At 40.2% G+C, this 23,548-nt stretch carries 28 protein-coding genes, 1 tRNA gene and 1 other RNA gene; 9 read left to right on the forward strand and 21 right to left on the reverse strand.

Features of this window, described 5'->3' with window-relative positions; translation table 11 throughout:
• Positions 1–90: 90 nt before the first annotated feature.
• The 7 genes from ACTCNA_RS12280 to ACTCNA_RS12310 form a co-directional block, all read right to left on the reverse strand.
• A tRNA-Asp gene (locus ACTCNA_RS12280) sits at positions 91–164 on the reverse strand.
• Between the two features lie 157 nt (positions 165–321).
• Positions 322–1,242 (reverse strand): metallophosphoesterase, encoded by a 921-nt coding sequence (locus ACTCNA_RS12285; protein WP_462948214.1) that lies wholly within the window; start codon positions 1,240–1,242, stop codon positions 322–324.
• Between the two features lie 79 nt (positions 1,243–1,321).
• Complete coding sequence (locus tag ACTCNA_RS12290) at positions 1,322–3,019, reverse strand: sodium:solute symporter (RefSeq protein WP_462948215.1); 1,698 nt, start codon at positions 3,017–3,019, stop codon at positions 1,322–1,324.
• A 45-nt stretch (positions 3,020–3,064) separates the two neighbouring features.
• Positions 3,065–3,745 carry an NUDIX hydrolase gene (locus ACTCNA_RS12295; protein WP_462948216.1) on the reverse strand — a complete coding sequence of 227 codons (681 nt, stop codon included), beginning with the start codon at positions 3,743–3,745 and terminating at the stop codon, positions 3,065–3,067.
• 192 nt (positions 3,746–3,937) lie between these two features.
• The gene (locus ACTCNA_RS12300) at positions 3,938–4,264 is read right to left on the reverse strand and encodes a hypothetical protein (protein WP_462948217.1); all 327 of its coding nucleotides are present in this window, start codon (positions 4,262–4,264) and stop codon (positions 3,938–3,940) included.
• 36 nt (positions 4,265–4,300) lie between these two features.
• Positions 4,301–4,432 (reverse strand): hypothetical protein, encoded by a 132-nt coding sequence (locus tag ACTCNA_RS12305; RefSeq protein WP_462948218.1) that lies wholly within the window; start codon positions 4,430–4,432, stop codon positions 4,301–4,303.
• A 21-nt stretch (positions 4,433–4,453) separates the two neighbouring features.
• Positions 4,454–5,335, reverse strand: coding sequence for a hypothetical protein (locus ACTCNA_RS12310; RefSeq protein WP_462948219.1), 882 nt, complete (start codon positions 5,333–5,335; stop codon positions 4,454–4,456).
• Between the two features lie 236 nt (positions 5,336–5,571).
• On the opposite strand from ACTCNA_RS12310, the gene ACTCNA_RS12315 reads away from it, so the two are divergent.
• The 3 genes from ACTCNA_RS12315 (at position 5,572) to ssrA (ending at position 7,884) form a co-directional block, all read left to right on the forward strand.
• Positions 5,572–5,949, forward strand: a complete 378-nt coding sequence (locus ACTCNA_RS12315) for an SRPBCC domain-containing protein (protein WP_462948220.1) — start codon at positions 5,572–5,574, stop codon at positions 5,947–5,949.
• Between the two features lie 15 nt (positions 5,950–5,964).
• Positions 5,965–7,398 (forward strand): MltF family protein, encoded by a 1,434-nt coding sequence (locus ACTCNA_RS12320; protein ID WP_462948221.1) that lies wholly within the window; start codon positions 5,965–5,967, stop codon positions 7,396–7,398.
• 85 nt (positions 7,399–7,483) lie between these two features.
• Positions 7,484–7,884: a transfer-messenger RNA gene (ssrA, locus tag ACTCNA_RS12325) on the forward strand.
• 428 nt (positions 7,885–8,312) lie between these two features.
• Here ssrA and ACTCNA_RS12330 read toward each other — a convergent pair.
• The gene (locus tag ACTCNA_RS12330) at positions 8,313–9,158 is read right to left on the reverse strand and encodes an RNA polymerase sigma factor (protein WP_462948222.1); all 846 of its coding nucleotides are present in this window, start codon (positions 9,156–9,158) and stop codon (positions 8,313–8,315) included.
• 106 nt (positions 9,159–9,264) lie between these two features.
• Here ACTCNA_RS12330 and ACTCNA_RS12335 point away from each other — a divergent pair, with 106 nt between their 5' ends.
• The 6 genes from ACTCNA_RS12335 to ACTCNA_RS12360 all read left to right on the forward strand — a co-directional run bounded on the left by ACTCNA_RS12335 (position 9,265) and on the right by ACTCNA_RS12360 (position 11,948).
• A complete protein-coding gene (locus tag ACTCNA_RS12335; protein WP_462948223.1) occupies positions 9,265–9,894 on the forward strand; it encodes a hypothetical protein in 630 nt (209 codons plus the stop codon).
• Between the two features lie 13 nt (positions 9,895–9,907).
• Entirely contained in the window at positions 9,908–10,570 is a 663-nt protein-coding gene (locus tag ACTCNA_RS12340; RefSeq protein ID WP_462948224.1) for an FISUMP domain-containing protein, read from the forward strand.
• Between the two features lie 13 nt (positions 10,571–10,583).
• On the forward strand, positions 10,584–10,865 hold the full coding sequence (locus ACTCNA_RS12345) for a hypothetical protein (RefSeq protein ID WP_462948225.1): 282 nt from the start codon (positions 10,584–10,586) through the stop codon (positions 10,863–10,865).
• Between the two features lie 17 nt (positions 10,866–10,882).
• Positions 10,883–11,326: a hypothetical protein gene (locus ACTCNA_RS12350; RefSeq protein WP_462948226.1), complete on the forward strand. Its 444-nt coding sequence runs from the start codon at positions 10,883–10,885 to the stop codon at positions 11,324–11,326.
• A 63-nt stretch (positions 11,327–11,389) separates the two neighbouring features.
• Entirely contained in the window at positions 11,390–11,656 is a 267-nt protein-coding gene (locus ACTCNA_RS12355; protein ID WP_462948227.1) for a hypothetical protein, read from the forward strand.
• A 28-nt stretch (positions 11,657–11,684) separates the two neighbouring features.
• On the forward strand, positions 11,685–11,948 hold the full coding sequence (locus ACTCNA_RS12360) for a hypothetical protein (protein ID WP_462948228.1): 264 nt from the start codon (positions 11,685–11,687) through the stop codon (positions 11,946–11,948).
• Between the two features lie 21 nt (positions 11,949–11,969).
• Here the strand turns inward: ACTCNA_RS12360 and ACTCNA_RS12365 are convergent, their stop codons facing one another.
• From ACTCNA_RS12365 to ACTCNA_RS12425, 13 genes are all read right to left on the reverse strand, one after another.
• The gene (locus tag ACTCNA_RS12365; RefSeq protein ID WP_462948229.1) at positions 11,970–12,260 is read right to left on the reverse strand and encodes a hypothetical protein; all 291 of its coding nucleotides are present in this window, start codon (positions 12,258–12,260) and stop codon (positions 11,970–11,972) included.
• Between the two features lie 3 nt (positions 12,261–12,263).
• On the reverse strand, positions 12,264–13,775 hold the full coding sequence (locus ACTCNA_RS12370) for a hypothetical protein (RefSeq protein ID WP_462948230.1): 1,512 nt from the start codon (positions 13,773–13,775) through the stop codon (positions 12,264–12,266).
• On the reverse strand, positions 13,768–14,028 hold the full coding sequence (locus tag ACTCNA_RS12375) for a hypothetical protein (protein WP_462948231.1): 261 nt from the start codon (positions 14,026–14,028) through the stop codon (positions 13,768–13,770). The genes ACTCNA_RS12370 and ACTCNA_RS12375 overlap by 8 nt, the downstream gene beginning before the upstream one ends.
• Before the next feature lie 3 nt (positions 14,029–14,031).
• Positions 14,032–14,319, reverse strand: coding sequence for a helix-turn-helix domain-containing protein (locus ACTCNA_RS12380; RefSeq protein ID WP_462948232.1), 288 nt, complete (start codon positions 14,317–14,319; stop codon positions 14,032–14,034).
• Positions 14,320–14,420: 101 nt separating this feature from the next.
• Positions 14,421–15,746 carry a hypothetical protein gene (locus ACTCNA_RS12385; protein ID WP_462948233.1) on the reverse strand — a complete coding sequence of 442 codons (1,326 nt, stop codon included), beginning with the start codon at positions 15,744–15,746 and terminating at the stop codon, positions 14,421–14,423.
• 40 nt (positions 15,747–15,786) lie between these two features.
• On the reverse strand, positions 15,787–16,056 hold the full coding sequence (locus tag ACTCNA_RS12390) for a Txe/YoeB family addiction module toxin (protein ID WP_462948234.1): 270 nt from the start codon (positions 16,054–16,056) through the stop codon (positions 15,787–15,789).
• A gap of 2 nt (positions 16,057–16,058) precedes the next feature.
• Entirely contained in the window at positions 16,059–16,268 is a 210-nt protein-coding gene (locus tag ACTCNA_RS12395) for a DUF2683 family protein (protein ID WP_462948235.1), read from the reverse strand.
• Between the two features lie 120 nt (positions 16,269–16,388).
• Positions 16,389–17,702 carry a phage integrase SAM-like domain-containing protein gene (locus ACTCNA_RS12400; protein ID WP_462948236.1) on the reverse strand — a complete coding sequence of 438 codons (1,314 nt, stop codon included), beginning with the start codon at positions 17,700–17,702 and terminating at the stop codon, positions 16,389–16,391.
• 466 nt (positions 17,703–18,168) lie between these two features.
• Positions 18,169–18,471: an alpha/beta hydrolase fold domain-containing protein gene (locus ACTCNA_RS12405; protein ID WP_462948237.1), complete on the reverse strand. Its 303-nt coding sequence runs from the start codon at positions 18,469–18,471 to the stop codon at positions 18,169–18,171.
• A 148-nt stretch (positions 18,472–18,619) separates the two neighbouring features.
• Positions 18,620–18,988: a hypothetical protein gene (locus ACTCNA_RS12410; RefSeq protein ID WP_462948238.1), complete on the reverse strand. Its 369-nt coding sequence runs from the start codon at positions 18,986–18,988 to the stop codon at positions 18,620–18,622.
• Positions 18,921–19,517, reverse strand: coding sequence for a hypothetical protein (locus ACTCNA_RS12415; RefSeq protein ID WP_462948239.1), 597 nt, complete (start codon positions 19,515–19,517; stop codon positions 18,921–18,923). Before ACTCNA_RS12415 ends, ACTCNA_RS12410 begins: the two co-directional genes overlap by 68 nt.
• Positions 19,518–19,892: 375 nt before the next feature.
• Positions 19,893–22,022, reverse strand: coding sequence for a ChbG/HpnK family deacetylase (locus ACTCNA_RS12420; RefSeq protein ID WP_462948240.1), 2,130 nt, complete (start codon positions 22,020–22,022; stop codon positions 19,893–19,895).
• A gap of 35 nt (positions 22,023–22,057) precedes the next feature.
• Positions 22,058–23,104, reverse strand: a complete 1,047-nt coding sequence (locus ACTCNA_RS12425; RefSeq protein WP_462948241.1) for a sialidase family protein — start codon at positions 23,102–23,104, stop codon at positions 22,058–22,060.
• Positions 23,105–23,548 lie beyond the last annotated feature (444 nt).

A 23,548-nucleotide genomic window follows, 5' to 3' on the forward strand; every position in this document is an offset into this window, starting at 1 on the left:
GCGGTGACGATCCCGAGTACTCGGGAAACTCGCGACCTCCGGCAGCTTTTTATTATAACAAAAAAGCAGCCCGTTCAAGCTGCTTTTTTGCGGTGACGACGAGACTCGAACTCGCGACCCTCGGCGTGACAGGCCGATATTCTAACCAACTGAACTACGCCACCATTTTTGTTACAATTCTTTTTAGAACTCCCTTTTTTAAGCAGTTCGCTTTTGAAAAGGTGATGCAAATATATACTTTCTTTTTTTTCCTGCAATACAAAAAAATAATATTTTCAATTAAAGTTTTTCGTGTCTGTAAATCAGTAAGTTGAGATGAAATTATTTTTTTATTTGAATTAGATTTTGGTGAGCAAGTTGTGGTTCTCCTTCCCACCGGTAGGCGGTTAAAACTTTACTTCCTGTAATACATGAATCTACACAGCAAATATTGGGCGTAATAATATGTGGTCCGTTGAAACGGCAGTAATGACCGAAAAAAACAATTGGAGCTTCTGGTGGATAGGGTAAAGTTTCAGGCATAATCTGTTCTGGGATTGTATAGCCAGGAAGTTGGAATTTGCTTTCGAATGAAAGTTCTTCAAACGTTTTTCCTTTCGGGTTCTCCCACCACCTGATGCGGAACGAACGCGGTGAAACCCCTTTGTTGTTTTGAATCCTTAAATCGGCAGGTAGTTTAAACTGCAGGCCTTTGGTAATCAGCCAAATGTTTTTTGTGAGTTCAGCATCGGGGTTTTTATAAATTTTCCGGAATACATCTTTTTTAATTTTTCCCTGCGGGATATTGCTTTTCAAATAGTCAACAGCAGTATCCGACCAGCAGGCATGAATTACACGAATTCCGTCCAACTCAATAAAAAAAGGAAGGGTACGCATCCAGTTACGGTGGCTTTTCCACTCTTCTTTTTTGCCTGAAAAAGCCTTCATGGTTTTCAATACCGACATGAAATTTTTCATGGGAGGTGTTACCAGAAGGTTTCCTTTTTCATCTTTTATGTCGGCAATTATCGCGTTTATTTCATGGTTTCCCAAAACAGCCATCGCATTTCCGTTTTCCACCATAGTGCGGATAAGACGGATTGTTTTTCTGATTTGCGGCCCGCGGTTAATAAAATCGCCGGTGAAAATTACTTTTCGTTCCGGGTGTGAATAGCTGCCATCCGTTTTTTTGTATCCCAGTTCCTTTAGCAGGTTTTTGAGTGACTGGGCATATCCGTGTACATCTCCTATTATATCGTACATATTGAAAACAAATATCCCCTAAAATAAAAAATAGCCACCAGAAAAGGCAGCTATTTTTTATTTTATTTCAATTTATATTCTACCAGAAATAAGCGTAAAACAACACTATAATAACAATTATCACTATAGAGTTAAAGATATCCCAGTTATTGTACGACAATCTTGTTTCGGCAGTTTGTTCGGCCGAAGCAGACCGGATGGTAAGTCCCTGGATAAGCGATGGATCTTTCTTTTTCGTGAAATAACTGATAACTACCATTGAAATAATTACCAGGAAGAAAAGGTAAATTTCGTAATGCAACCAGTTGTGCTGGAGGAAAATCAGGTAGATGAGCGAATCTTCGGAAATTGAACCTGAAAAGATATTCAGACCGAGGCGTGTCATTCCCAGTGTGAAGCCGATTATTAATCCCCAGATACCGGCCGCAGGTGTTGTTCTTTTCGAAACGACGCCCAGCAGGAAAACCGCTGCGATTCCCGGGGCCAGCAATGACTGTACATCCTGCAGGTACTCGTAGAGCACTTTTCCGAGGCCGCGCATAACCGGAATCCAGGCAATGCCCAGCAGCACCACAACCACGGTGGCAATGCGCCCTACAATAACGTAGTGCCTTTCATTCTTATTGGGTTTGTATTTTTGGTAGAAATCAACGGTAAACAGCATGGCCGATGAGTTAAACAACGAAGCCAGCGAACTCATCAGCGCTGCCAGAATTCCCCCGATTACAATTCCTTTGAACCCGATGGGCAGCAATTCCTTTACCATTGTAGAAAATGCCGCGTCGTTGTTTTCAAGCACGAACAAACCTTTTTGCTGAAGCCCGTAAGCAATCATTCCCGGAATCAGAAAAATGAATACAGGAGTTAATTTCAAATAGGCACCAAAAATAGTACCGCGGCGTGCCTGTTTCATATCGCGGCCCGAAAGTACGCGCTGAACAATAAACTGGTCGGTACACCAGTACCAGAACCCGATAATTGCAGAGCCGAGAATTACGCCGGTCCAGGGGAATTCCGGGTCGTTATGCGATCGGATGAGGTTGGCCATACTATCTTTAGTGGAATGATAGACCACCTCGCCTGCATCGTTCAGGTATGTAACATCGGTAGATCTAACTATTTCCATCATTTCACCCCAACCGCCAATTTTATGGAGGCCAAGTACCAAAACTGCAATTGACCCGATGAGCAAAATGGGTGTTTGCAGTACCGAAGTGTAAAGCACTGCTTTCATGCCGCCAAATGTTGTGTAAAGCCCTGTGAGTACGACCAGCCCTATGGCGCTAATCCAGAAAAAGTCAATATTGTAACCGAAGGCCGTGATGTATTCAATATCGAAAACATCTTTAAAAACAACGCCGCCGGCATAAACTGTTACGGCTACTTTTGTCAGTACATAGCTAACCAGCGAAATAAAGGAAAGAAAAGAACGGGCTTGCGGGTTGTAGCGCCGCTCCAGGAACTCGGGCATGGTAAATACTTTGCTTCGTGCATAAAAGGGTACAAATAACCATCCGAGCAACAAAATCATCCAGCCGTGCATTTCCCAGTGTGCCATTGCCATTCCGCTTTCGGCACCTGCACCCGCAAGTCCAACAAGGTGTTCAGAACCAATATTTGAAGCAAATATGGATGCCCCAATGGCAATCCATGTGGCATCACGTCCTGCCAGAAAATAGTCGGTTGTGTTTTTGTCTTTCTTTTTCAGGGCATAAAAAACAACTCCAATCAGCCCAATCACAAATAATCCCAGCACAATCCAGTCAAGTGTTGCCATCGTTTTTTCTTTTTTAGTTTAAAATCAGTTTTGTTGAAAATAAAATCAGTATTTAATTATTCGCTCCAGCTCTTTTTCAATTTTATCTGCTTTTACTTTATAATAGTATGCTCCTTTTTTCGATTCAGTAGAGTTTTTGTGGTCCATGCGTTCCAACACATTGAGTGAAAGCATTTTTTTTCTGAAGTTGCCGGGATCAAATTCGCGCTGATAAATGGCTTCGTAAAGTTTCCGAAGCTGCAGCAGGGTGAATTTACTGGGGAGCAACTCGCTTCCTACCAGGCTGGTGCCTGCTTTTTGCTGCAGCTTTTTCAATGCCTGGCGAACCATCTCGTCATGGTCGAATATCAAGTTGGGTAATTCGTTAATGGGCCACCATTTTGCACCAAATTCATCGGCTTTACTTTTTTTGTAACGGTCGATTCGTATCAATGCAAAATAGGCAATGCTGATTACCCGCTCGTAAATTTCGCGTTCAGGTTCAGAAAAAGTGGCTACCTGTTCCAGGAAAATATCATCGAGGCCGGTTGTTTGCTGCAAAACACGGCAGGCTGCCTCGTCTGACGATTCATTTTCGCGCACAAACCCACCCATTAACGACCATGAACCTTTCACAGGCTCGAAGGCACGCGGGTAAAGTAATAACTTAATTTCTCCTGCCTCGTAGCCGAACACAACGCAGTCAACGGCTACTAAAAATTTTGTTTGTTGTTTGTAGTAATTCATTATTTGTGAAATCAGATTGTAAAATTAAAAAAGTGTTTTTTACTATTTATTATTTTTTGGCGCATTTTTTTAAAACATGTTCCATAACAGGATTTTTAAGCAAATGATAATTTGAATCCCCGGGCAAAAAAAATGAAAAAAGGTCAGCCTTTTAAATCTATGGCTAACCTTTTTCCACTCTGTGGGTTTAACTTAGTCCGAATCCCTGAGCCCTTTTGCAGTCCTGTCTTCCAGTGGAGGAGTAGATGTCATCAGGTGTTTGTTTTCTTTGGTGAGTTTCAGTACTTCTTCCCAGTCAACTCCCTGCATGTTGGGATCGTAAAAGAAATCGCGGTGACGGTGCCAGGTGTCCATGAATATTTGTTTCCATTCTTCTTTGGGAATTAATTCCATTTCAAGGACATCGGTTGGAATGAGATTTTCAATTTTTTGCCCTGGTGCAGGCTGAATAATACAATATTTCCCCTGGTTTAAAACGATTAACGATTTTCCGTCGGCGGTGGCAACAACCCGGCTCACGTTGCCTATAATTTCTTTTTCCTCGCTGTTCTGCAGTTAAAGTTCGTATTCGCCGGATTTATCGCTCCAGTAAGCAATGGTTTTTCCGTCGGGCGACCAGGCGGGACTTTGGTCGAACGCACCGCTCGATTGCGTCATGTTCAGTGTAAAACCCTTTTTACCCGGCACGTTGAACAATTCTCCACGCGCTTAGAAAACGACTCGTTTCCCGCCCGGGGATGCCGTCATGTTTGAAATATTTCGGCTAACGTTTTTGGTTTGCGGCATTTCGGTCGATAAATCGCTGATAACGTTTACTTCTACTTTTTGAGGTTCCAGTGTTTGTAAATCCATCAGGTAGAGGTCGCCGCCCATTTCAAAAACAATGTCACCGGGTCCGGCAGTCATAAACGAGATATCAAAATTTTTGAAAAAAGTTACTTGTTTTATTTCGCCCGAACCTGTGTTGTATTCCCAAACATTCAGCCGCATATTTTTACCGCGGTCGGACAAAAAGTAAATGTTGTTTCCTGCCCATGTTGGTTGGCCGTCGTTCGATTTGTTTTCGGTAATCAGTTCGGTGGTTTGCGATTCAAAATCATAAACAATGATGTCGGAGGTGAGGCCACCGCGGTATCTTTTAAACGGGTAGTTTTCGGTAATTTTTGTAATGTAGGCCATTTTATTTCCGTCGGGCGAAAAGCTGGCCAGTTCCCCGTAAGGGATGGGAAGCTTTTCAGAAAAACCGCCGTTTTTATTTACCCTAAATAACTGGTACAGTCTTGAAATCCCGTTTTCGCGATTCGATGCAAAAAGGAGCTTTTCCCCATCGGGATGCCAGTCCACCATCTTGTCGGGGAAGGCGTTGTAGGTAATTCGTTTGGGCACACCGCCGGTTACCGGAATCAAAAAAACATCAGAGTTGCTGTTGTAGCTGGCTGTGTAGGCAATGTGCCTGCCATCGGGTGAAAACCGTGGCCACGATTCCTCGCCCGGTGAACTGGTAACCTGGTAAGCTGTTTCCCCGGTTTTGTCAACCAGCCAAACATCGCCCCCGTAAACAAATGTAATTTGCGAACCGGAAACATCCATATAGCGCTGTGGGTAATAAATAACAGCGTGAAAAGTAAAATCAGGTTTTTCGTATTATGTAGAATTAAAAATTGTAAGCTCGCTCGAATAGTTAAGTAAAAATAAAATAATTGGTTAACAAATAGTATTTGTAAAAATTTGGAATTCATAATTACGAAAAACAGTAGCGACTTTTTTTGTAATCGGAGGAACTATTTGAGATATTCCATTACATTTGAAAAAATAAAACCATTACAATGAAAGATTTAAAACGTTACTTTAATCTGAATGCCGAGCCCAAAGATGTGTACAACGCCCTCACCAACAAAAAGATGCTCGAAATATGGACAGGCGAAGATGCCGTGATGGAGCCGGTTCCCGGCACTGAATTTTCGCTGTGGAGCGGAAGTATTTCCGGGATAAACCTCGAATTTGAGGCGGACAAAAAAATCGTTCAGCAATGGTTTTTCGGCGAGCAGGAAGAGGATTCAATCGTTACCGTTAAACTGCACCCCGATAAAAAAGGCACAAGCGTGGAGCTGCACCACACCAATATTCCTGACGAAGCATTTAAAAATATTTCAGAAGGCTGGGAAGAAGATTTTTTCGTGGCGCTGAAGGAGCTGTTTATTTGATTAAAATAAAATAATATGCGAAATTTTTTACTAATTATACTGTTATTGAGCATTTTATCAGGTTGTGGCCCAGATGCTGAAAAAAAAGGGCGTAACATTGATTCAACTCCTGAAACAGGTGTTGAGATTCTGAAAAAGATAAAACGCGAAGGGAAGTTGAGGGCGCTGACTACCTACAGCGGAACCAGCTATTTTTTATACCGCGGCCAGCCCATGGGTTTTGAATATGAATTATTGAAACGTTTTGCTGATCACCTTGGCGTAGAGCTGGAAATAGTTGTTTCTCAAAATATTGACAGCTTGCTGAACAACCTAAACAGTGGCGAAATTGACCTGGTGGCGCACGGAATAACCATTACCACCGACCGCAAAGAGAAAGTGAATTTTACCGATTACCTCTATCTTACCCACCAGGTGCTGGTGCAACGCAAACCCGAAAACTGGCGCCGCATGAGTTGGAGCGCTGTTGAAAAAGAACTGGTGCACGATGCCATTGAACTGATTGGCGACACGGTTTCTGTGCGCGAGAATTCTTCCTATTTCAGGCGTTTGAAAAACTTGTCACGCGAAATTGGTGGCGAAATCCACATCGATACACTGCCCGGAAACCTTTCAACCGACCGGATTATAAAAATGGTAGTGGATGGCGACATTAAATATACTGTTGCCGACGATAATATTGCAAGCATCAATGCTTCGTATTATCATATTCTCGACATCGATGTGCCCATCAGTTTCTCGCAGCGTGTGGCATGGGCCGTGGCGCCCGGTTCAAATGAGCTGCTGGATGAAATAAACAGTTGGCTGGGTGAGATGAAAGATGAAGTGGATTATTATGTCATCTACAACAAATATTTTAAAAACCGACGAAATTTCAGGCAACGGGTACAAAGTGATTTCTACAGCCTGACCAATAACAGCATCAGCGAATATGACGAGCTGATAAAGGAATATTCCGATTCAATTGGCTGGGACTGGCGGCTGGTGGCTTCGCAAATTTACCAGGAATCACGGTTCGAACCGCGTGCCAGTTCATGGGCAGGAGCCGGCGGACTGATGCAAATTATGCCTGCTATGGCAGAGGATTTGGGTGTGAGCAACCGTTCCAATCCGGAACAAAATATCAGGGGAGGCACAAAATTTTTAGAGCGGTTATGGAATAATTTTGAAGAGGTGGAAGATTCGGTTCAGCGAATAAAATTTACACTGGCTTCCTATAACTGCGGGTACTACCATGTGCTTGATGCCCGCAAACTGGCCGAAATGAACAACCTCGATCCCAACCGCTGGGACGACAACGTGGAAGAAATGATCCTGGAACTGAGCTATCCAGACAACTACAATTTGCCTGAAATAAAATACGGATATGTGCGGGGAATCGAGCCTTACACGTACGTTGAACAAATTTTTGAACGCTTCGACCACTACCGGCAGTTTATTGAAAGTTGAATTTATTGAAAGAACTTCTTTTATTGGCACGATTTTAGTAATTTTGCATTTCAGTTCTTTGGCAAATTTGCCTTTTATAACTACCGGGGCTGACTGGTTTTGACAGCGGGTAGAAGAGGCAAGTAAGCATGCCGGGTTTTGGTTGTTGACCCGTAAAAAATAACAGTCACAATTTTAATTGGCGAAAATAATTACGCTCTTGCTGCGTAACCGAATCACAGTAGGTTAACGCTTAATCCCGATACAAGGTGTTGGGACAAGACATCGCCCGGGTGCCCTCGCTTCGAGGCTTCCCGAACCGGCGGTGCAGAAAAAATCGAAGCTAACCGGAACGGAGTCCCGACGTTCTGGTGAAATTAAAGGGAATAAGGTTTCGGTTGGTGGCCCTAATCCTGCCGAAACCCGAAAATTAAGTTAGGGCTAAGCATGTAGAAAGCTTGTTGCTTCCTCGTTTGGACGCGGGTTCGACTCCCGCCAGCTCCACATTTTAGTTTGATTATCAATGTTTTATATGCATGTTAGGAAATATTTAGGAAATAATCTGGATTTTACCTGTTTTTCGACAAAATATTAATAATTAAATTTGTGGTGTTATTCGTTGCCAGAATAACATTTAAACGTTAAAAAAGGGTTGCAGTCGTGCAGCCCTTTTTTGTCAAATTTGATAGACTTGTTGTTATTGCATGATTATCAGCTCGTTGGATGCTTTTTAATCAAATTGAATAATAGAAATTTTTGATGCATTGATACTAAAACAGGTGCAATTTCCACACAATAGACTGTGATTGGACTGTCTGTAATTGTTGACTGCATTGCCCTACATGAGTTTTAAAAGTGTTTTATACTTTTATTTAGCAGCATGAAAAATACATATTCTGATTGGGACTAATTGCTATTCTTGAAAATATCTGCTGTTAACGTGGTTTCCTGTTAATCTGTTCCCTAATCCTCTCCAAGCATTTATATTTTTGGTTTCTCGCACTTGCTGCCGTTGAATACCCCATAAGGGATGCCACAGTTTCCCAGGGATGGTTTTCAAAATAGTATAATTCAAGTAATTCTTTGCACGGATCGCCGAGGGATTCAATTGCTTTGCTTACCAATTCATACAGATCGGGTTCTTCCTCATAGTAATCAACTGAGATGCTAACTGATGTATATTTTTCAATATCAGCAAATTCATTTTCTTTCTTTCTTTTCCTGAGTTGTTCAAACCATAAGTTACGACTTATTGAATAAACGTAGGTTCCCAGTTTACATCCGCTAAGGTCAAGTTTACCCCATGTAAACTTATCCATTAGAATAACCAGGGCATCCTGAAATATATCTTTGGCATCCTCAATGGAACCATTATTCGTTAAAATCATGAAGGCAACCTTTGAAAATTCGTTTTCATAAAATTCATAGATAATATTTTTGTCATCTTTCCATAGCCCGGCAAGAATACGTCTGTTTTCTGAATAATAATCCTCTACTTTTCTAAACCGAATTTCAGGATATGCCTTCGGACGTTCTTTTTGTTCAGTAACAATATTTAATGTTGATACTTCTTTTTCTGCCTGCAACAAATTATCCAGGGGAAGTTTATCAAAAACCCAACTGGCAATTGGTGTTAACAGGTTGTAATACTTTTTCCTGAAATAAATATGAATAGACTTACGCAGGTTGTTTTCCGGGTTTTCAGGATATAATTCCGGGGTTTCAATCCATTTATGAAAATCTTCTTCGGCTTGAATCCATTGGGTTGGCTCAGTACTCATCTTGATTTTTTTACAGTGTTGTTCAAAAGTATCAAAAAAAACGAGTTCGGCAGGGTGACATTTTACAGATTTTGACATTAACCTGTAAATACTAATACTAAAAGAAATGAAAAAAATAATCCATTATGCGCTTATCCTCGATAAAAGTGGTTCAATGAAACGCATAGAAGAAGAAGTTGTTTCAAGTTTCATTGAGCAGATTGAAGGGATAAAAAAACTCAAAAAAAGTAATCCTGATTCGGAAATTAAGTTCACATTATGTACCTTCAACGATATTTTCCTTATAAGTGTCATTATACTTAGCAGTTGTAATGAAGATTCAACTCCTTACAGTGGTGTTTACGTATCAAATAATGCTGACATTTATGCAATTGTTATTGATTCAAGTTTGTGTTTAATGACGGAGCCCGACACAGCTTATTTTTATGATTTGCATTTCATTAATGAGATTTTCATACCCGAAATAATGAACGAAGATGAAAAAATGTACATTATGGGGCTCACATATTCTAATTCATTTAATAGACTGGGTGCTGTGGAATTTGCATCATCCTTTGATTTTGAAACTGATAAGAATTATGGAAATACGGTAGTTGCGATTTTTGAAGGTAATTCTTCAATGACCGTAGGTGGGATACTTTACGACAAACCAGGCAATGAGGAAATGAGTAATAAAATTCTCAATGCGTATAAAGACCTGTTAGTTAACAATCTACAATTCAAATACTCAAAATAAAAATTATACAATTATGAATTTATCACTTAAGTTAATGATTATTCTTTTGTCAATATTATTTATCAGTTGTCAGAAAGATGAACCTTTAGAGGATCTTTCTTCGGTTACAGATATTGAAGGTAATGTTTATAAAACTGTTGTAATAGGGGAGCAAGTATGGATGGCTGAAAATCTTCGAACAACAAAGTACAATGATGGAATAATGATAAATTACTATGACCTACCAGGCTCAGGGGCAGGTGAGTATCGATGGTATAATGATGATGAATCCAATAGTATTCCAAATGGAACATACTATAATTTTCATGCTGTAAGTTCTGAGAAACTTGCACCGAAAGGTTGGCGGGTGGCAACTCAGGAAGATTATGAAATTCTGAAAACGACATTAGGGGGAAATTTGATTGCCGGGGGCAAAATGAAAATAAGGGAACCCGGAATTTGGAATGAACCAAATGAACTTAATGGAGAAGATAGCGGATTTAATGCTTTCCCTGCCGGAAGTATGTACAATGGAAAAGACTTTATCTCACAAGGGAGTGGTGCCGTTTGGTGGACTTCAACAGAAGAAGACGAGAATAATGCAATCTATTATAATCTGTCAAATGATTGGAATAAAATAATGTGGGATTGGACAAAAAAAACAGCATTCTTTACCGTTAGATGTATTAAAGAATAATAAAAATGATATCATGAAATACGATGACTGGGAGGAAAAGTATTATTCAGAAATGGAAGATATTTCCCGTATCCAAACGGCACATTACACTGCTCAAAAAATGTTCAGGGCTATTGAGCTAAATGATATTTCAGAATTTAAACGATTATATCATTTGGATGCTGAGCAGGGAGGATTGTTACTTTGGCGGCTAACTGCAAAAAACAAAGAGGGGAAATCCTTTCTTGAATTGGCTGAAGAAATGGGAAGAACCGAAATTGTAAACTTTCTAAATAATGGAAAATGTAATACTTGATTAAAAATCAATTAATTATGTTTTTGAATATTATGGTAGACATTTTTCATTTTCTCAGGGATTTATTAAATGAGGATCCAATATTCTTTGGAGGAATGATAGTATTACTCATTATTACTTTATGGGTTCTCTTTTCTACAATAATAATAACGTATGCGGCCTTAAAGAACAGAATAGAGGATGATAGAATTTTGGGAATAAAGAAACTTGCTTATAGAGGTAATATTCTGATGGGAGGCTACTTGGGTTATTTTGCTATTTTTTACTTTTTGATTATGGAAGGTTTATTTTTTATACCCGAAACTTGGGGAAGTATTGATCAGGATGGCGAATGGGTTTCTACAAGACATGAAATAGCTGGGGTGATTGCATTTATAATTTCTCTTGTTCTTTTTATAAATTATAAAGAAGTGATAAAATATATCAGTAAAAAAATCAAAAACGTATTTTCAAAGAAATAATAGAACCGCGTGCTAAAGTAGTAGGGAAACAAAATAAAAATTTAATAAGTATAGCTGAATTTTATGAAACTCAGAGAATCAATAATTCAAGTCCTTTCCGAAAAAAAAGCAAAACGGGAAGGTTTGCACGTTAAGCATATTGCCCGGCATATTTACAATGCAAATCATTTTCTTTTCCCGGAGGATGGTGAATTGGATTACGATAAACTGAAAGAAAGGGTGAATCGGATTTTGTTGTACGATGTCAATAAGAAGAGAAAGGGAATGTTTGTCCGGGTAGTGAATCCTAAAACCGGGAAGAACCGGAAAGGGTGGTATAAATTGAAATAGTTAAAACTTAAAATTTTAATTGCAAGTCATGAATAACTCTGTTATATTGATTTTACTTACAATGCTAATTTTTGTATTTGTTGGATTTGGATTCCATTTGAGAAACAAAGACTTAAATTTTTTAGCAGGTGTATTTTTCTTTCTCTCACTCTTTTCTGGTCTTGCAGCGGGCTCCTATATTTTAGATTCAATTGAGGGAAAAACTGTTAAAGGTATTGTCTTAATCTCTTTGTTAATAGGGGTGTCCCTAATTATTCATTTCCTTGAAAAAATTATTTCAAAGAAAAACTAAAATAATCTGAATTGAATTAACTTAATCCACCAAATCTTTCACCCGTTCATTAAACGGACTGTTTTCTAAAATTTCAAAGCAGTGTTCGTAAAAGGCCAACTGTTCTTCATGTTTCTCAGTCCATTTAGATCCCTGTGGATGCCCTTTTTCTTTCCACTTGGTAAGCAGCAGCAATTCACCTGCTATGACCTCTGAAATTTCCCTGAATTTAAACAGGTGCCGGTTGGCGCTGTAAGCCAGAATAGCATCGTTTACCGGAGTAGTTTTTTTTAATTGCTGTAATAATTCCGTTGCTTTTTTATCCCGTTTCATAATTTACAATTTACGTAACTGTTGACTATGGGTGATTTGATTCACTTTCTGCAAGTTGACAGAATTTAAAATTGCTGTTTTATCGGCATAATGAGTGGATATAATGCGCAGTGTTCTCGCCACTTTTTCAAGTGCTTCCTGTTCCCTCATTTTTCTTTCTTTGACAATACTTAGTTTCTCCGGTGGAATTGTTTCTTCCATTGGGAACAGTTTGGCTCCCTTACTTTCAATATTCTTGTAACTCCGATACAAGTTATTTTTCGGATTGCTCTGTTTGTTTCTAAGGCTGTGGTATATTTCATTAATCCATATTTTTTTTGTTTTGTCCCGGTTTTTTTGCTTCCAATCCTCAGTTAATAGTGATTCCAGTTTCTCCCTGAAAATTTCAGGTTCATTCTCAAAATACCATTGAACTCCTTTTTCAGTCAGGTTGGTTGTGTAGGATTCCTGGACATTGGGAATGGGTAACCCTGTTTGGGTACATTTCCTGTCAGATAGTGCAGATTCCACCTTTACTATAGTAGAATGTGCATCATTTTCATTTTTGGGGATTTTCTTCGGTCGTGTGGAAATTGCACCCTTTTTTTTGCTGATGGTTGGAGTTGGTCGTGTGGAAATTGCATCATTTTTTAATTCGTTGCCAAATTTTCTCAACTTTTCGTTTAGCAACTGTGCAACCTGATTGTGTATGTTTTTAGGGTGTTTTTCTAAAAGAGCAAAGTATTTTCTTCTGTGCCGGGCGAATTTATTTCTATCTCCATTTAAGCAGTTTTCCCAAAAATCCTGACTTAAATACCGGTCAAGTTTATCAACGGTTCTCTGCAACGACTTATCGAGAATAACAATATTTCCCCATTCCTTCAATAATTCATCTCCCAGCCGGAAGTAGATTTCAGGGTTTGTAAGATCGTTCAGTGTAAAAACACCTAATTTATTAATGTATTTCGATTGTTTACTTTTAACCTCAAACCTGAAATTGTTCGGATCACCGTAGTTTTTGCCCTCGAATAATTGAATCCCTTTGACGTAAGCCTTTATGATTTTGTAGGTATTGATTTTCCCTTTTGCCGAAAACCTCCCGGATTGTTTGGCATATTGTTGATCAGGTAGGAATCGAAACTCATTGCGTTCATGAAACCTTATCCACACCACAATATTTTTTCCTGATTCACCGGGGATAATATTTAACCCAAATTCAAGATTCACTACCATACATTCATGCAGGTTCAAGTCAAAAACAGATTGCAACTCGTAAATAATCCTGATGCAATCGGCGAAACAAAAGTCATTGGCATTGTGAACACCGTTATTGAAGTAGTAGTGCAAACTGCCTGTTATTTCAAGTTTGTCGGCAAAAAGGGTAAAAGTTAATCCCCGGTACTTTTTTTTACGATAGTCCCTGATTTCATCATTGTACCTTCTGCTTTGGTCTGAATGGAATATTAAATTTTCATTCTCCCAGACTTTATTAATTAAAGTCCTGTTTGTAAGGACAATTTTTACGAAGTCAATCATTTTGGTAGAATCCTGCTTTATGTTTTGAAATCGGGCAAATGCCTTTGTACACAAGAGAAATTTTATTCTCATCTTCTAATTGCCTTACATACCGGCAGATATTAGCTCGTAGTATTCCAGTTTCCACTGATACCTGCAACATTGTTTTGGGTTGGTTAAATGTTGCATACACGGTTTCTTTTTGTGCCTCAAAATGACTATCTTCAACTGGGTCCAGGGTCGCAAATTGCGGCCTTTTTTTGTTTGTTTTCATGACTTAATAGTTTAAGGGTTTCATTGCTGCTTCTATTTCATCACGGCGGTAATAGACACGATTACCACACCCGTACGCACGTAATTTGCCTTTCCGGGTCCAGTTGTGAATCGTACTCAGATCGACTTTTAATAAGTCACGGGCTTCGTTTCGGGTTAAATACTCGGTAGGTTCTTTCGGCTGGAACTCCTTTTTGAGTTCTTCCAGTTCTGCTTTTACCCGGCTGAAAATTCGGTTTTCCAGTTCTTCGGGCGATGTTTCAATAAATTGAATTGTCTTGTTTGTATCCATAATTATAATTTTTAATTACGATACAAATAGACTTTATGTCTTGTACTGAGGCAAGTACGGTATTGTACTATTATAAGGACATTTGCGGAGATTCCGTTGGACTATTTGATTGAACGGATTAAGTTTGAATAAGCACGGAGTCTTTCGGGGGTATTTAATCGGTCAAATTGTTTCCAATACCCCTCAAGATCGAATTGTAAATGTTTAAATAACCAATTGATATATTGGGTTGGAGTTATTTCATTCATCATTCCATCTTCTTTCATTTGCCAATAAATAAAAACTAGGTCTGCTTTTGGGTGTACTGTTTCCTCTTTCCATTGCTTGAATACTTGCCAATGTTCAACTTTTGGGAAAATAAAAGGATGTGGATTGTTGGGGATTTCATTTTTTTCTGCACTCAATACATTTTGGCTACTTGCTTCATTAAGATATTTAATCTGATTGTCTATGAAATTAAACACCCGCAAATTAACTTCTGAAAGTTCACTTTTATCTTTGTTGCCTAAAATGTTATATTTAAATTCTAACAAATGCTCTTTTATTTCATTGACAGGTAAATTCGACTTAATTTTTCGTTCAATATCCTTGTAAATATGCATCTCATTTTCAAGGTTATCAATTCGATTTATACTATCAAATTCACTATTGACGAATGCTTTTAAATTAAACCTTTGCCACTCTTTCAATAAGTATGCTTTGGAAATTGCACCATTGGAGATAATTCTTTTAAGTTCAGATAAAAAGGCGATTTGCTCCCGTTCGGTAAGTTGATTGTATCTTTTAAGAAAATCAGAATAAGGCAATAGTTCTAATTTTTTGTCAGTGTCTGTCGAAGTGATGAAACGAGCAAGAATTTCATTTCTGTTTCTCAAGTCCCGGATATAATTTGGGGGTAAAATCTTTTCATCGTAGTCAGCATAAAATTCAGAGTGTTTTTCAATTTTTTTAAGTTCTGATTCTAAAAAATTTAATTTTCTATTTTTTGAGTATGTTAACCTCTTTTGAATTTTTTGGTCAAGAAAACTTATCTCAATAGCTGCTCTATCAAAAGAATAATCATCTTTTGGGAAAGAATAAGATAAGAATCCCTTTTCGATGGTTTCTTTTTCTGCATCTATGAAATCAACCTCACTAACATCTGGTCCATACTGTTTGATAAATTCGTTAAGCCTCTCTTTGTATTTATTCCTGTATGTTTTGAAATCGCAGTACCTCCAAAAATATTCTTCTTTTATACTTAATTCAAAAAGTTCTAAAAATAGCGTACTAAATAAAACAGCGTCTTTTGATTCAGACAATTGAATATTAGCATTAATATAATCTAATTCATCACGGACATGTGAAAAATAATTTTCGCATATTTTATAAGAAAGTTTTGATAGTTGCTTGTGTATTTTTTCCGAGTTAGTTAATTCTTTTTCCATTTGATTATTTTCAATTGGATTTTTGGTTTAGTTTTTATTTTTAATAATGTCCGGCTGCCGAAATAACCACTACGGTAACTTTTTCTTCTTCAATCCGGTAAACCAAACGGTTTTTCTGGTCGATTCTCCGGCTCCAATATCCCGAAAGGTTATGTTTTAATGGTTCCGGTTTGCCGGTTCCTGTTGTGGGGTGTTCTTTGAGTTCTTCAATTAAAGTAATTGCTTTTGTGTAAGAAGCCTTATTACCACTGTATTTAATGGCTTTTAAATCTTTTTTCGCTTTGGAGAGTAACTCTATCTTATAAGCCATACCTACAACTCTTCAAAAAACTTTTTGATATCCTCGTCAGTTTCCAGAATAGTACTGTCCTCCCGGTCTCTTTCAGCATCCTGTATCATCTTTACAAATTCAGGATCGTAAGGACTATCCTTTTTTTCAAAAGGAATTTCCATGGCCTTTAAAACCGATTTAATGGCCTTTAACTGCTCTCTGTTTTTTGGATGTATTGTTAATGCTTCCATGCGTGAAAATATTTAAAACGATTCTGTTTCTTGTATTTATGACAACATTTGTTGCAATTTTTTATCTCCTACCTGCAAATGTATAAATTGATGAAATACATTTCAATAAAATTACAAATATTAATTTGCATTTTTAAGCAGCTGCATTTGCGGTTCTTTTTTTGCCTGCAATGCTTGTTTTGCATAAAATTCGGCAATCTGGTGTGCTGTATCAATTGGAGGTTTGCCAACATATTCTAAAAATTGTTTTTCTGTGGAATGTGCCGTTATTGAAATTAACCAACTGGTTGGCATTTGGCCGTAAAAGTTGGAGGCGTAGGAACGTCTGCAAACATGACTTGTAATGAGTTCCCATTTCGGAAACGTTCCGTATTCTTTACGTGTTATTTTTGTTTTTTCATTTTTAACCATTTTTCCGCCTTGTGTGGGTGCATTTATTCCTGCCTCTTTGCAAACATCTTTGATATGGATGTTGAATTTAACATCTGACAGATAGCGTGGGAAATTGCCATTTCGTTTTTCCAGAATGGTTTTAATTTTCCTGTGCATTGGAACCAGAACATACTTACCGGTTTTCTTTTGTGTTAATTCAATAAATTCCACACTGTTTTTAACGATTAAATTTTGACTTGTAAGATTTAAAAGATCGGAAACACGTTGCCCGATGTAGCACCCGATAATTAGCCAGTCTTTTGCATTTTCCAGGGCTTCACGTTCAAAGGTTGTATTTTCTATCTTTTCCAGTTCATCGAACGATAAAACCACTTTTGCGGCATCTTCAGTGTAACCTTGTATTTGATCTAATTGTGGGTGAGCGGGAATATTGTTGTGAGTGTTCGCCCACAAACAAACAGTTTTAACAAATTTGATATAACGTCCTGTTGTATTTTCGCCTAATCTGTCGGTTTCTAAAAAGTATTTTTCAAGTTCATCAATTAATTTCAGGCCAACATCTTTAACAGTTACTTTTTTCTTCCTGTGTTTCTGGAAGTTTTCAATTTTAACTTTAAGTGTCTTGTATTTTTTTATTGTGGATGATGTAACGCCTCTTTTTCCGTTTCGTTGTTTTTTGCGGGGTAAATAATCAATGTAATCCTGAATGCAGTTGGTTAAGAGGTCTTTGTCTGTGGTTTTGATTCTCCCGTGAAACAAGTCAATTTGCAGTTGCAACCAATCTGACGTTATTTCTGTTCCTTTTTCAATTTTATTAAGGTTTTCTTCAATCTGAACTTTTAATTTTTCCAAATTAATTTTTAGATTTTTTTGGTTGGTGTCCCCGCCTTTTTTCGGAAGATGTGTTTCCAGGCTCCATTTGTCGGGGTCAATAGAATAGTCTGCTTTTCGTTTAAAGACTTTCCCAGCCCTTACAGACAGGCTTACATAAATTGTTGCGGGATTCTTTTTGCTTTGAAGAAAGTATCTTACCGTTGCCATAACATTAATTTTAAACGTTACACGAATATAGCGATTTAGGAAATGCTTAGGAAATATTTAGGAAATAAAATTGCAGTTCCATTCAATGTTATAAAACCTCTTTCAATAATAGTTTATTCTAAAAGTTAGTAATGATAGTGGTTTCAGTGGGTTTATTACTGTTTTTCAATATCTCCCGAACGTGTTAAAATCGGTAGTTTGTAGTCCCGCCAGCTCCACTGATTTTTATATTAAATTGAAAATGAATATTTTAACGGTGTTCGCTTTTCTTTTTAGGCAACAATTAGTCAACCAATCACAAAAACATCGTTTTTTCCAACATTAAAAGGAGCACTTTCGAGCAAGTACATATAAACATGATCTGTTTTAACAGTTAAACCTCATTAATCCCTGAATAATCCTGGGATTATCAGCTATTGTCAGCTTATATACTTCTCTTTCAGGCTGATTAAATTCATACTTTCAATCAAAAGACCGGTCCGTAAATATTTACTACCGCTTTTATCCGGTGACCGCTTGCAGTATCGTTTGGGTTTCCACCGTCAGTACGGGAATTCTCCCAGCCATAACCCGCCAGCATAGCCAGGTGTGCTCCGGCAGAGCCGCCAACCAGGGCAATTCGGTCGGGGTCGTAGCCAAAGTTTTCGCCATTTTCGGACAGCCATTCCACGGCATCGGTCACATCTTCAACAGCCGCCGGGTAAATACTGTCGCGCAGCAGGCGGTATGAAACGGTTGCCGTGATGCAACCCTGTCCGGGTCGTTTCATCTGGTTATTTTTGTATCTGATTTTTCCAAAAAACCTGTTTCCTGCAGCATTCCCGTACTGTTGCAACTGCAAACTGCGACTGCAAACTACAACTTCTTCCCTCTCCCAGCTTCCGTCTTCCTACTTCCTACTTCGCGCTTTCCACTTCCTACTCCCCCAACTCTTCTTCTAACATTTCCAACAAATTCCGGTGCAAAACCGGGGTGGTTTCCGGTTCCAGGGAATTTTCTTCGCCATAAGGTGAGTTATCCCGGCCATAGGTAAACGGTGCTTTTACATCCCACTGGCTTTTGGGAAGGATGTAGCCAATCTCATCGTTTGCCAGTCCGATGACGAACTTGTATTTGCCCGGCATTTTTTCGCGGACAGCCGGAACTTTAACCGGTTCAATTCCAAAATCGTTTCCCCCGGGCGCCTCCACGCCCCCGTTGATAATTTCCGGATATATTTCACCGGGAATAGCTACGAATGAAAGCGGCCCTATTGTAAAAGCCGCCAGTTCGGTGCGCATCTTCATCCAGCCGGAAGTTCCGCGGTCGAGTACCCCAAGAAAGGGTGTGGGTCGATGCAATAATGGTGTAGGTCAGTCCCAACTCTTCCGGCAACATTTTACGCACATCCACCACATCGTCGTGCATAAACCCGATGGCATCGAGAATAACGATGGCCAGGCGTGTTTTACCGTCGTCAACAATCATGGTACGCGCCCAGGTATCGTCGTGTACTCCGTTGGCCGGTTTGTTGTTGCTAAACCCTGCAATCCACACCGGATCGAACTTCCCGTTTCCGTTGCCGTCGGTAAATGTGTCTCCGTCCTTCGGATTGTATTTGGCATCGCCGTTCTTATCTTCCCAGCGATCGGGAACCTCGGGCGTGATAGGCACCGCAGCAAATCCGGATTTTAGTTCTGAAGGAGAGTTGTTCCGGATTTTCAAATCGGCGCTGTAGCCCGGATGCCTGTCTTTCATGTTGGAAAAACACCAGAGCGAAAGGCTGACCAGCGCCAGAAGGAGGAGTATTCCGAATATTTTGAAGAATTTTTTCATACAAACAAATGTTTTCGGTTAAAACCTGTATTAACGGCTAAAGCCTCTTTTCTTATTGTACTTTCTGCAATCACCGGGCTGAAGCCGCGGTGTAAAATATCAGTATTCTAATCGCCATTCAAACTTCTCCTTTTTTACACCGGTGCTTTCCCTGAAAGGATTCCTTCGGAAAGCCCGGTGGGTTAGCACGATGCCTCTTTGGTTGGCTTTAGCGTTTAATTCTTTAACAAGCCCCTGCCAGTCATAAGTTCTGATGCCCTTGGAAAAGCCGGGGGTAAAATAAGAGGCATATTCAGGCTTCAAAATTATTAAAATACAATTTTCAGGCTTTATTTACTCCCAAACAGTACCTAACCCAATAAAAATATAAAACCTTCATTTCCGGTTAAACCGTTCCATCACTTCTCGCCAGGTGGTAAGAATGATGTCGTTTTCGTCAAAAAACCGAAGCATTTCCGGATCGGCAAACATTTTGGCTTCCCAAACCCGTTGCTGCCACGAGCCGGTAATGGTTTTCAGGTTTTCAGTTTCAACCGACGGGTGAAAAATAATTTCGGTCAGGCCCGGTTCTAGCGAATTAACCAGTTTGAAAAAATTATCCTTTTTGTCTTCATAGGTTTTCCCTTCGGGTACGCTGCCAAAGTTGTCAAGATGCGGGAGGTTGTAATTTCCCAGCATTTCGATTACCTCTTCGTTTACCGGATATCCTGCCTCACGATAAAATGCGGCTACTTTGGGGTTGGACAAGTCAATGGCATTGGCGGGAATTTTATATTCTTCAGCCACTTTCAGGAATACTTTCAAAAATTCAGGTGAACCATATAAAGTTCCCATGTGCGTGTCGATATGTGAAGGCCGGAGTCCCAGCGCAATCAATTTATCGATTTGCGCCCTGATTTCCGTTTCCACTTCCTCCGGTGTTGCATTCATAACAACCTCCATAACGCTATGCCACATTTTTCCGTCAGGATCGAGTAATCCCGGCACTTTGGCGGCATCTGTCAAAGTTCTCCAGCGCCAGGTTTTCCATTCGCTGGTAAGCGTCAGGTGAACGCCCACATCGGCATCGGTGTTTTCTTTCGCCCACAACACAAATTCATCAGCATTCGGACAGGGCATCATCACCGCGCCTGAACGAATAAAATCATTTTCGATGTAATACTTTCCCGCTTCGTTGGCTTCTTCACACATTCCCAAATCATCCATGTGCAGGAGCAATACTTTTTGTCCGGCCGGAAAGCCCAACTTTTCAGCATTGGTTTCGCCCGCATCAGCTTCTTTCACCCACGAAGGCTTGAACGAAACATGTTTAATGGATTTTCCATCGGCGGTATGGTGTGAATAAGTGACGTGAACCAGGCCATCACTGGCTTGAATAGCCGACGGATATGAAAAACCGCCTTCCCCTTTCGGTGTATATTCCAGGTACCTTTTCCATTTCCAGGTTTCCCCTTCGTCGTCGGAAAGCAAAACAGCCAAGCGGTTCCTGCCATCTTCCAAATCGTTACAAACCATCAGCCAGTTCCCGTATTCGAGTGCAATGGCTTCCACGCTGGAACCCGGGTTGGGAATATTGGTTTTACGGGAAACACTCCACGTATAACCGTTATCTTCCGAAGTGCTGACAATAATTCGTTGGGGCGCATCGCCATTGTCGCGCATGTAGGCCACAAGGGTTCCGTCCTTCTTCTGCAAAAGCGCGGGCTGAATATTTCCGCGCCCAACAATAGGCAAGCTGGGTTTCCAGGTGTCGCCGTTATCGTCGGAAATGGCCACCAGAGAAACATTGTAGCCATCAGAATAAAGCGGCAGCAACATCCTGCCTTCAGGCAAAACAAGCGGATGAATACGGCCCATCCATCCTACTTCCCTTTTAACGGGATCGTTGGCGGCTTCCACAATCATCCGTTCATACTGCGGGGCATATTCTGCCCAGGCGAGTCCGGGAGGGTTCATCTCCCTGAACCCTTTTTCGAGGGCATCGGCAAACTCATCACCCGGCTTCAGTAAGATTACATCCTGCCAGTTCCATTTGGGCGGACCTTCATTTTGATAATCTGTTGAAATACGGGTTTTCAGCAACGAAGCTTCCCAACGGTTGGCCACCACTACCACCCAGGTAAGGTGTAGCCGGTTTTTCGCATCCAGAAAAAGCACCGGGTTGCAGTCGGGATTCCCAGGCGTATCAGCCATTACAAAAGGTTCACTCCATTGGGATTGCCCTTTTTTCAACCGGGTGCCCATTACCGCTACATCGTTGGATTTGCGTTCACCCGAGCCTTCGAACCAGCAAACCAGCAAATCGCCGTTGGGCAATTCCACTACCGAACTGCTGTGCACATGCTTCTCCTGCTCGGGAAAAATGAACTCCGACCGGAAGGATGAACCTGAATTTTTCTGTGCATCCGAAACAAAAGGCATCATAAGATAAAATCCCACCATGAAACAGAGAAGTGCTCCGGGGAAAAATAATGGATTGAAAGATTTTGATCTGATTCTGTTCATGATTTTGATTTTTTTAAAATTTCGGTTTAGAAAATTTACATAGCCGGCCACTTGCCGTTTTGCATGGGTTTCAGTTCGAATTTTGCGGGATCGAGCACCACGTGCTTAATCAATTTTCTGTTCCAGGTATAGGTTACATGTACCATGCCGTCGGCGGCTTGAATGACTGCCGGATAGGAATATTCGGCATCGGGATCCGGGTCGTTCTCCAGTAAAACAGCAGCCTGCCAGTTTAATCCGTCGTTTGAAACAGCCACGTTCAGGATATTCCTGTTGCCCCACTCCTCATCCGGATCAACATGGTTGTAAACCAGCACATGCCGGCCATCTTTTAAGGTAACGGCATCCGTGCCCGAGTTCGGATTTGGTAAATCAAGCGGTTCCAGCTTGCTCCAAGTCCTTCCGTTGTCGGTTGACCAGGCCGATAAAATCTTCTTGTTTTTACTGCGGCACAAAATCTGCAGCTTCCCACCCGGGTGTTTCAAAATACTCGGCTGAATAGCTGCAATCTTCTTCCCGTCGTTAATGGGTTCGGTGCGTTCCCAGGTTTTTCCCCTGTCGGATGTAAATTCCATGTGCACCTGCCAGCCATCGTGTTCAGTACTCGTTGGACAAATCAATTCCCCGTTGGACAACAGTTCCGGTTTATTTTTGATGGGGCCGTAAATTTCTTCGGGTAACCTCATGCGTCGCGACCAGGTTTTTCCATTATCCTGCGAAATGATGAGCTGTCCCCACCAGTCGCGCGGATTCGGTCCGCCTTTGTAAAACAGAAACAGTTCATCGCCGTAATCAAACAACACCGGATTCCACGTTGGGTAACGCAGGTCGGAATGTTGTACGCCGTTGGCCACTTCAACCGGAACCGACCAGCTTCCGTTAATGAAACGGCTGAACCAAATCCCCACATCGGGATGTTTCTCGTGCGTACCGCCAAACCAGGCCGCTACCAAACCTTCATCGGTTTCAGCAATAGTGGATGCATGGCAACTGGGAAACGGAACATCTTCCGCTTTGTAAACAAATTCGGCTTTAACCACGGCACGCTCGCCTCTAAAGGGATTATTTGCGAAAAGATTCATGGCGGAAATCATTAAAAAAATTACAACTATTGTTCTCATTCGAATATAACTTAATTAAACACTTAAAAATCAAAAATATAATCAGTCAAAGTTTAAAAAAATTTCATTTTTTTATTTGCCGAATATTTCATATAGGGGTACTATTATTGAACCCCTTTCAGGGTTCCGGTTTGCTGTTGTTGTTGCATCCGTAGGTTGCACCTACGGCTATTATTGTTGAACCCTTTGGGTTCTGGTCTGTCGGTGCTGCTTAATCCATAATTACACCTTGACTATTACTGTGGAACCCTTCCGGGTTCTGTACTAATTTCATTCTATTTGTGTAAAGTTATTCAAATTTTTTGTTCGATTCATTTGACTTCAAATTAAACGCTTGTTCCCTACTGCTCAACAATCCAATTCTGAAAGAATTGAACAACAATAGCCGTAAATGGAATTTACGGT

The organism is Tangfeifania sp. (assembly GCF_055108615.1).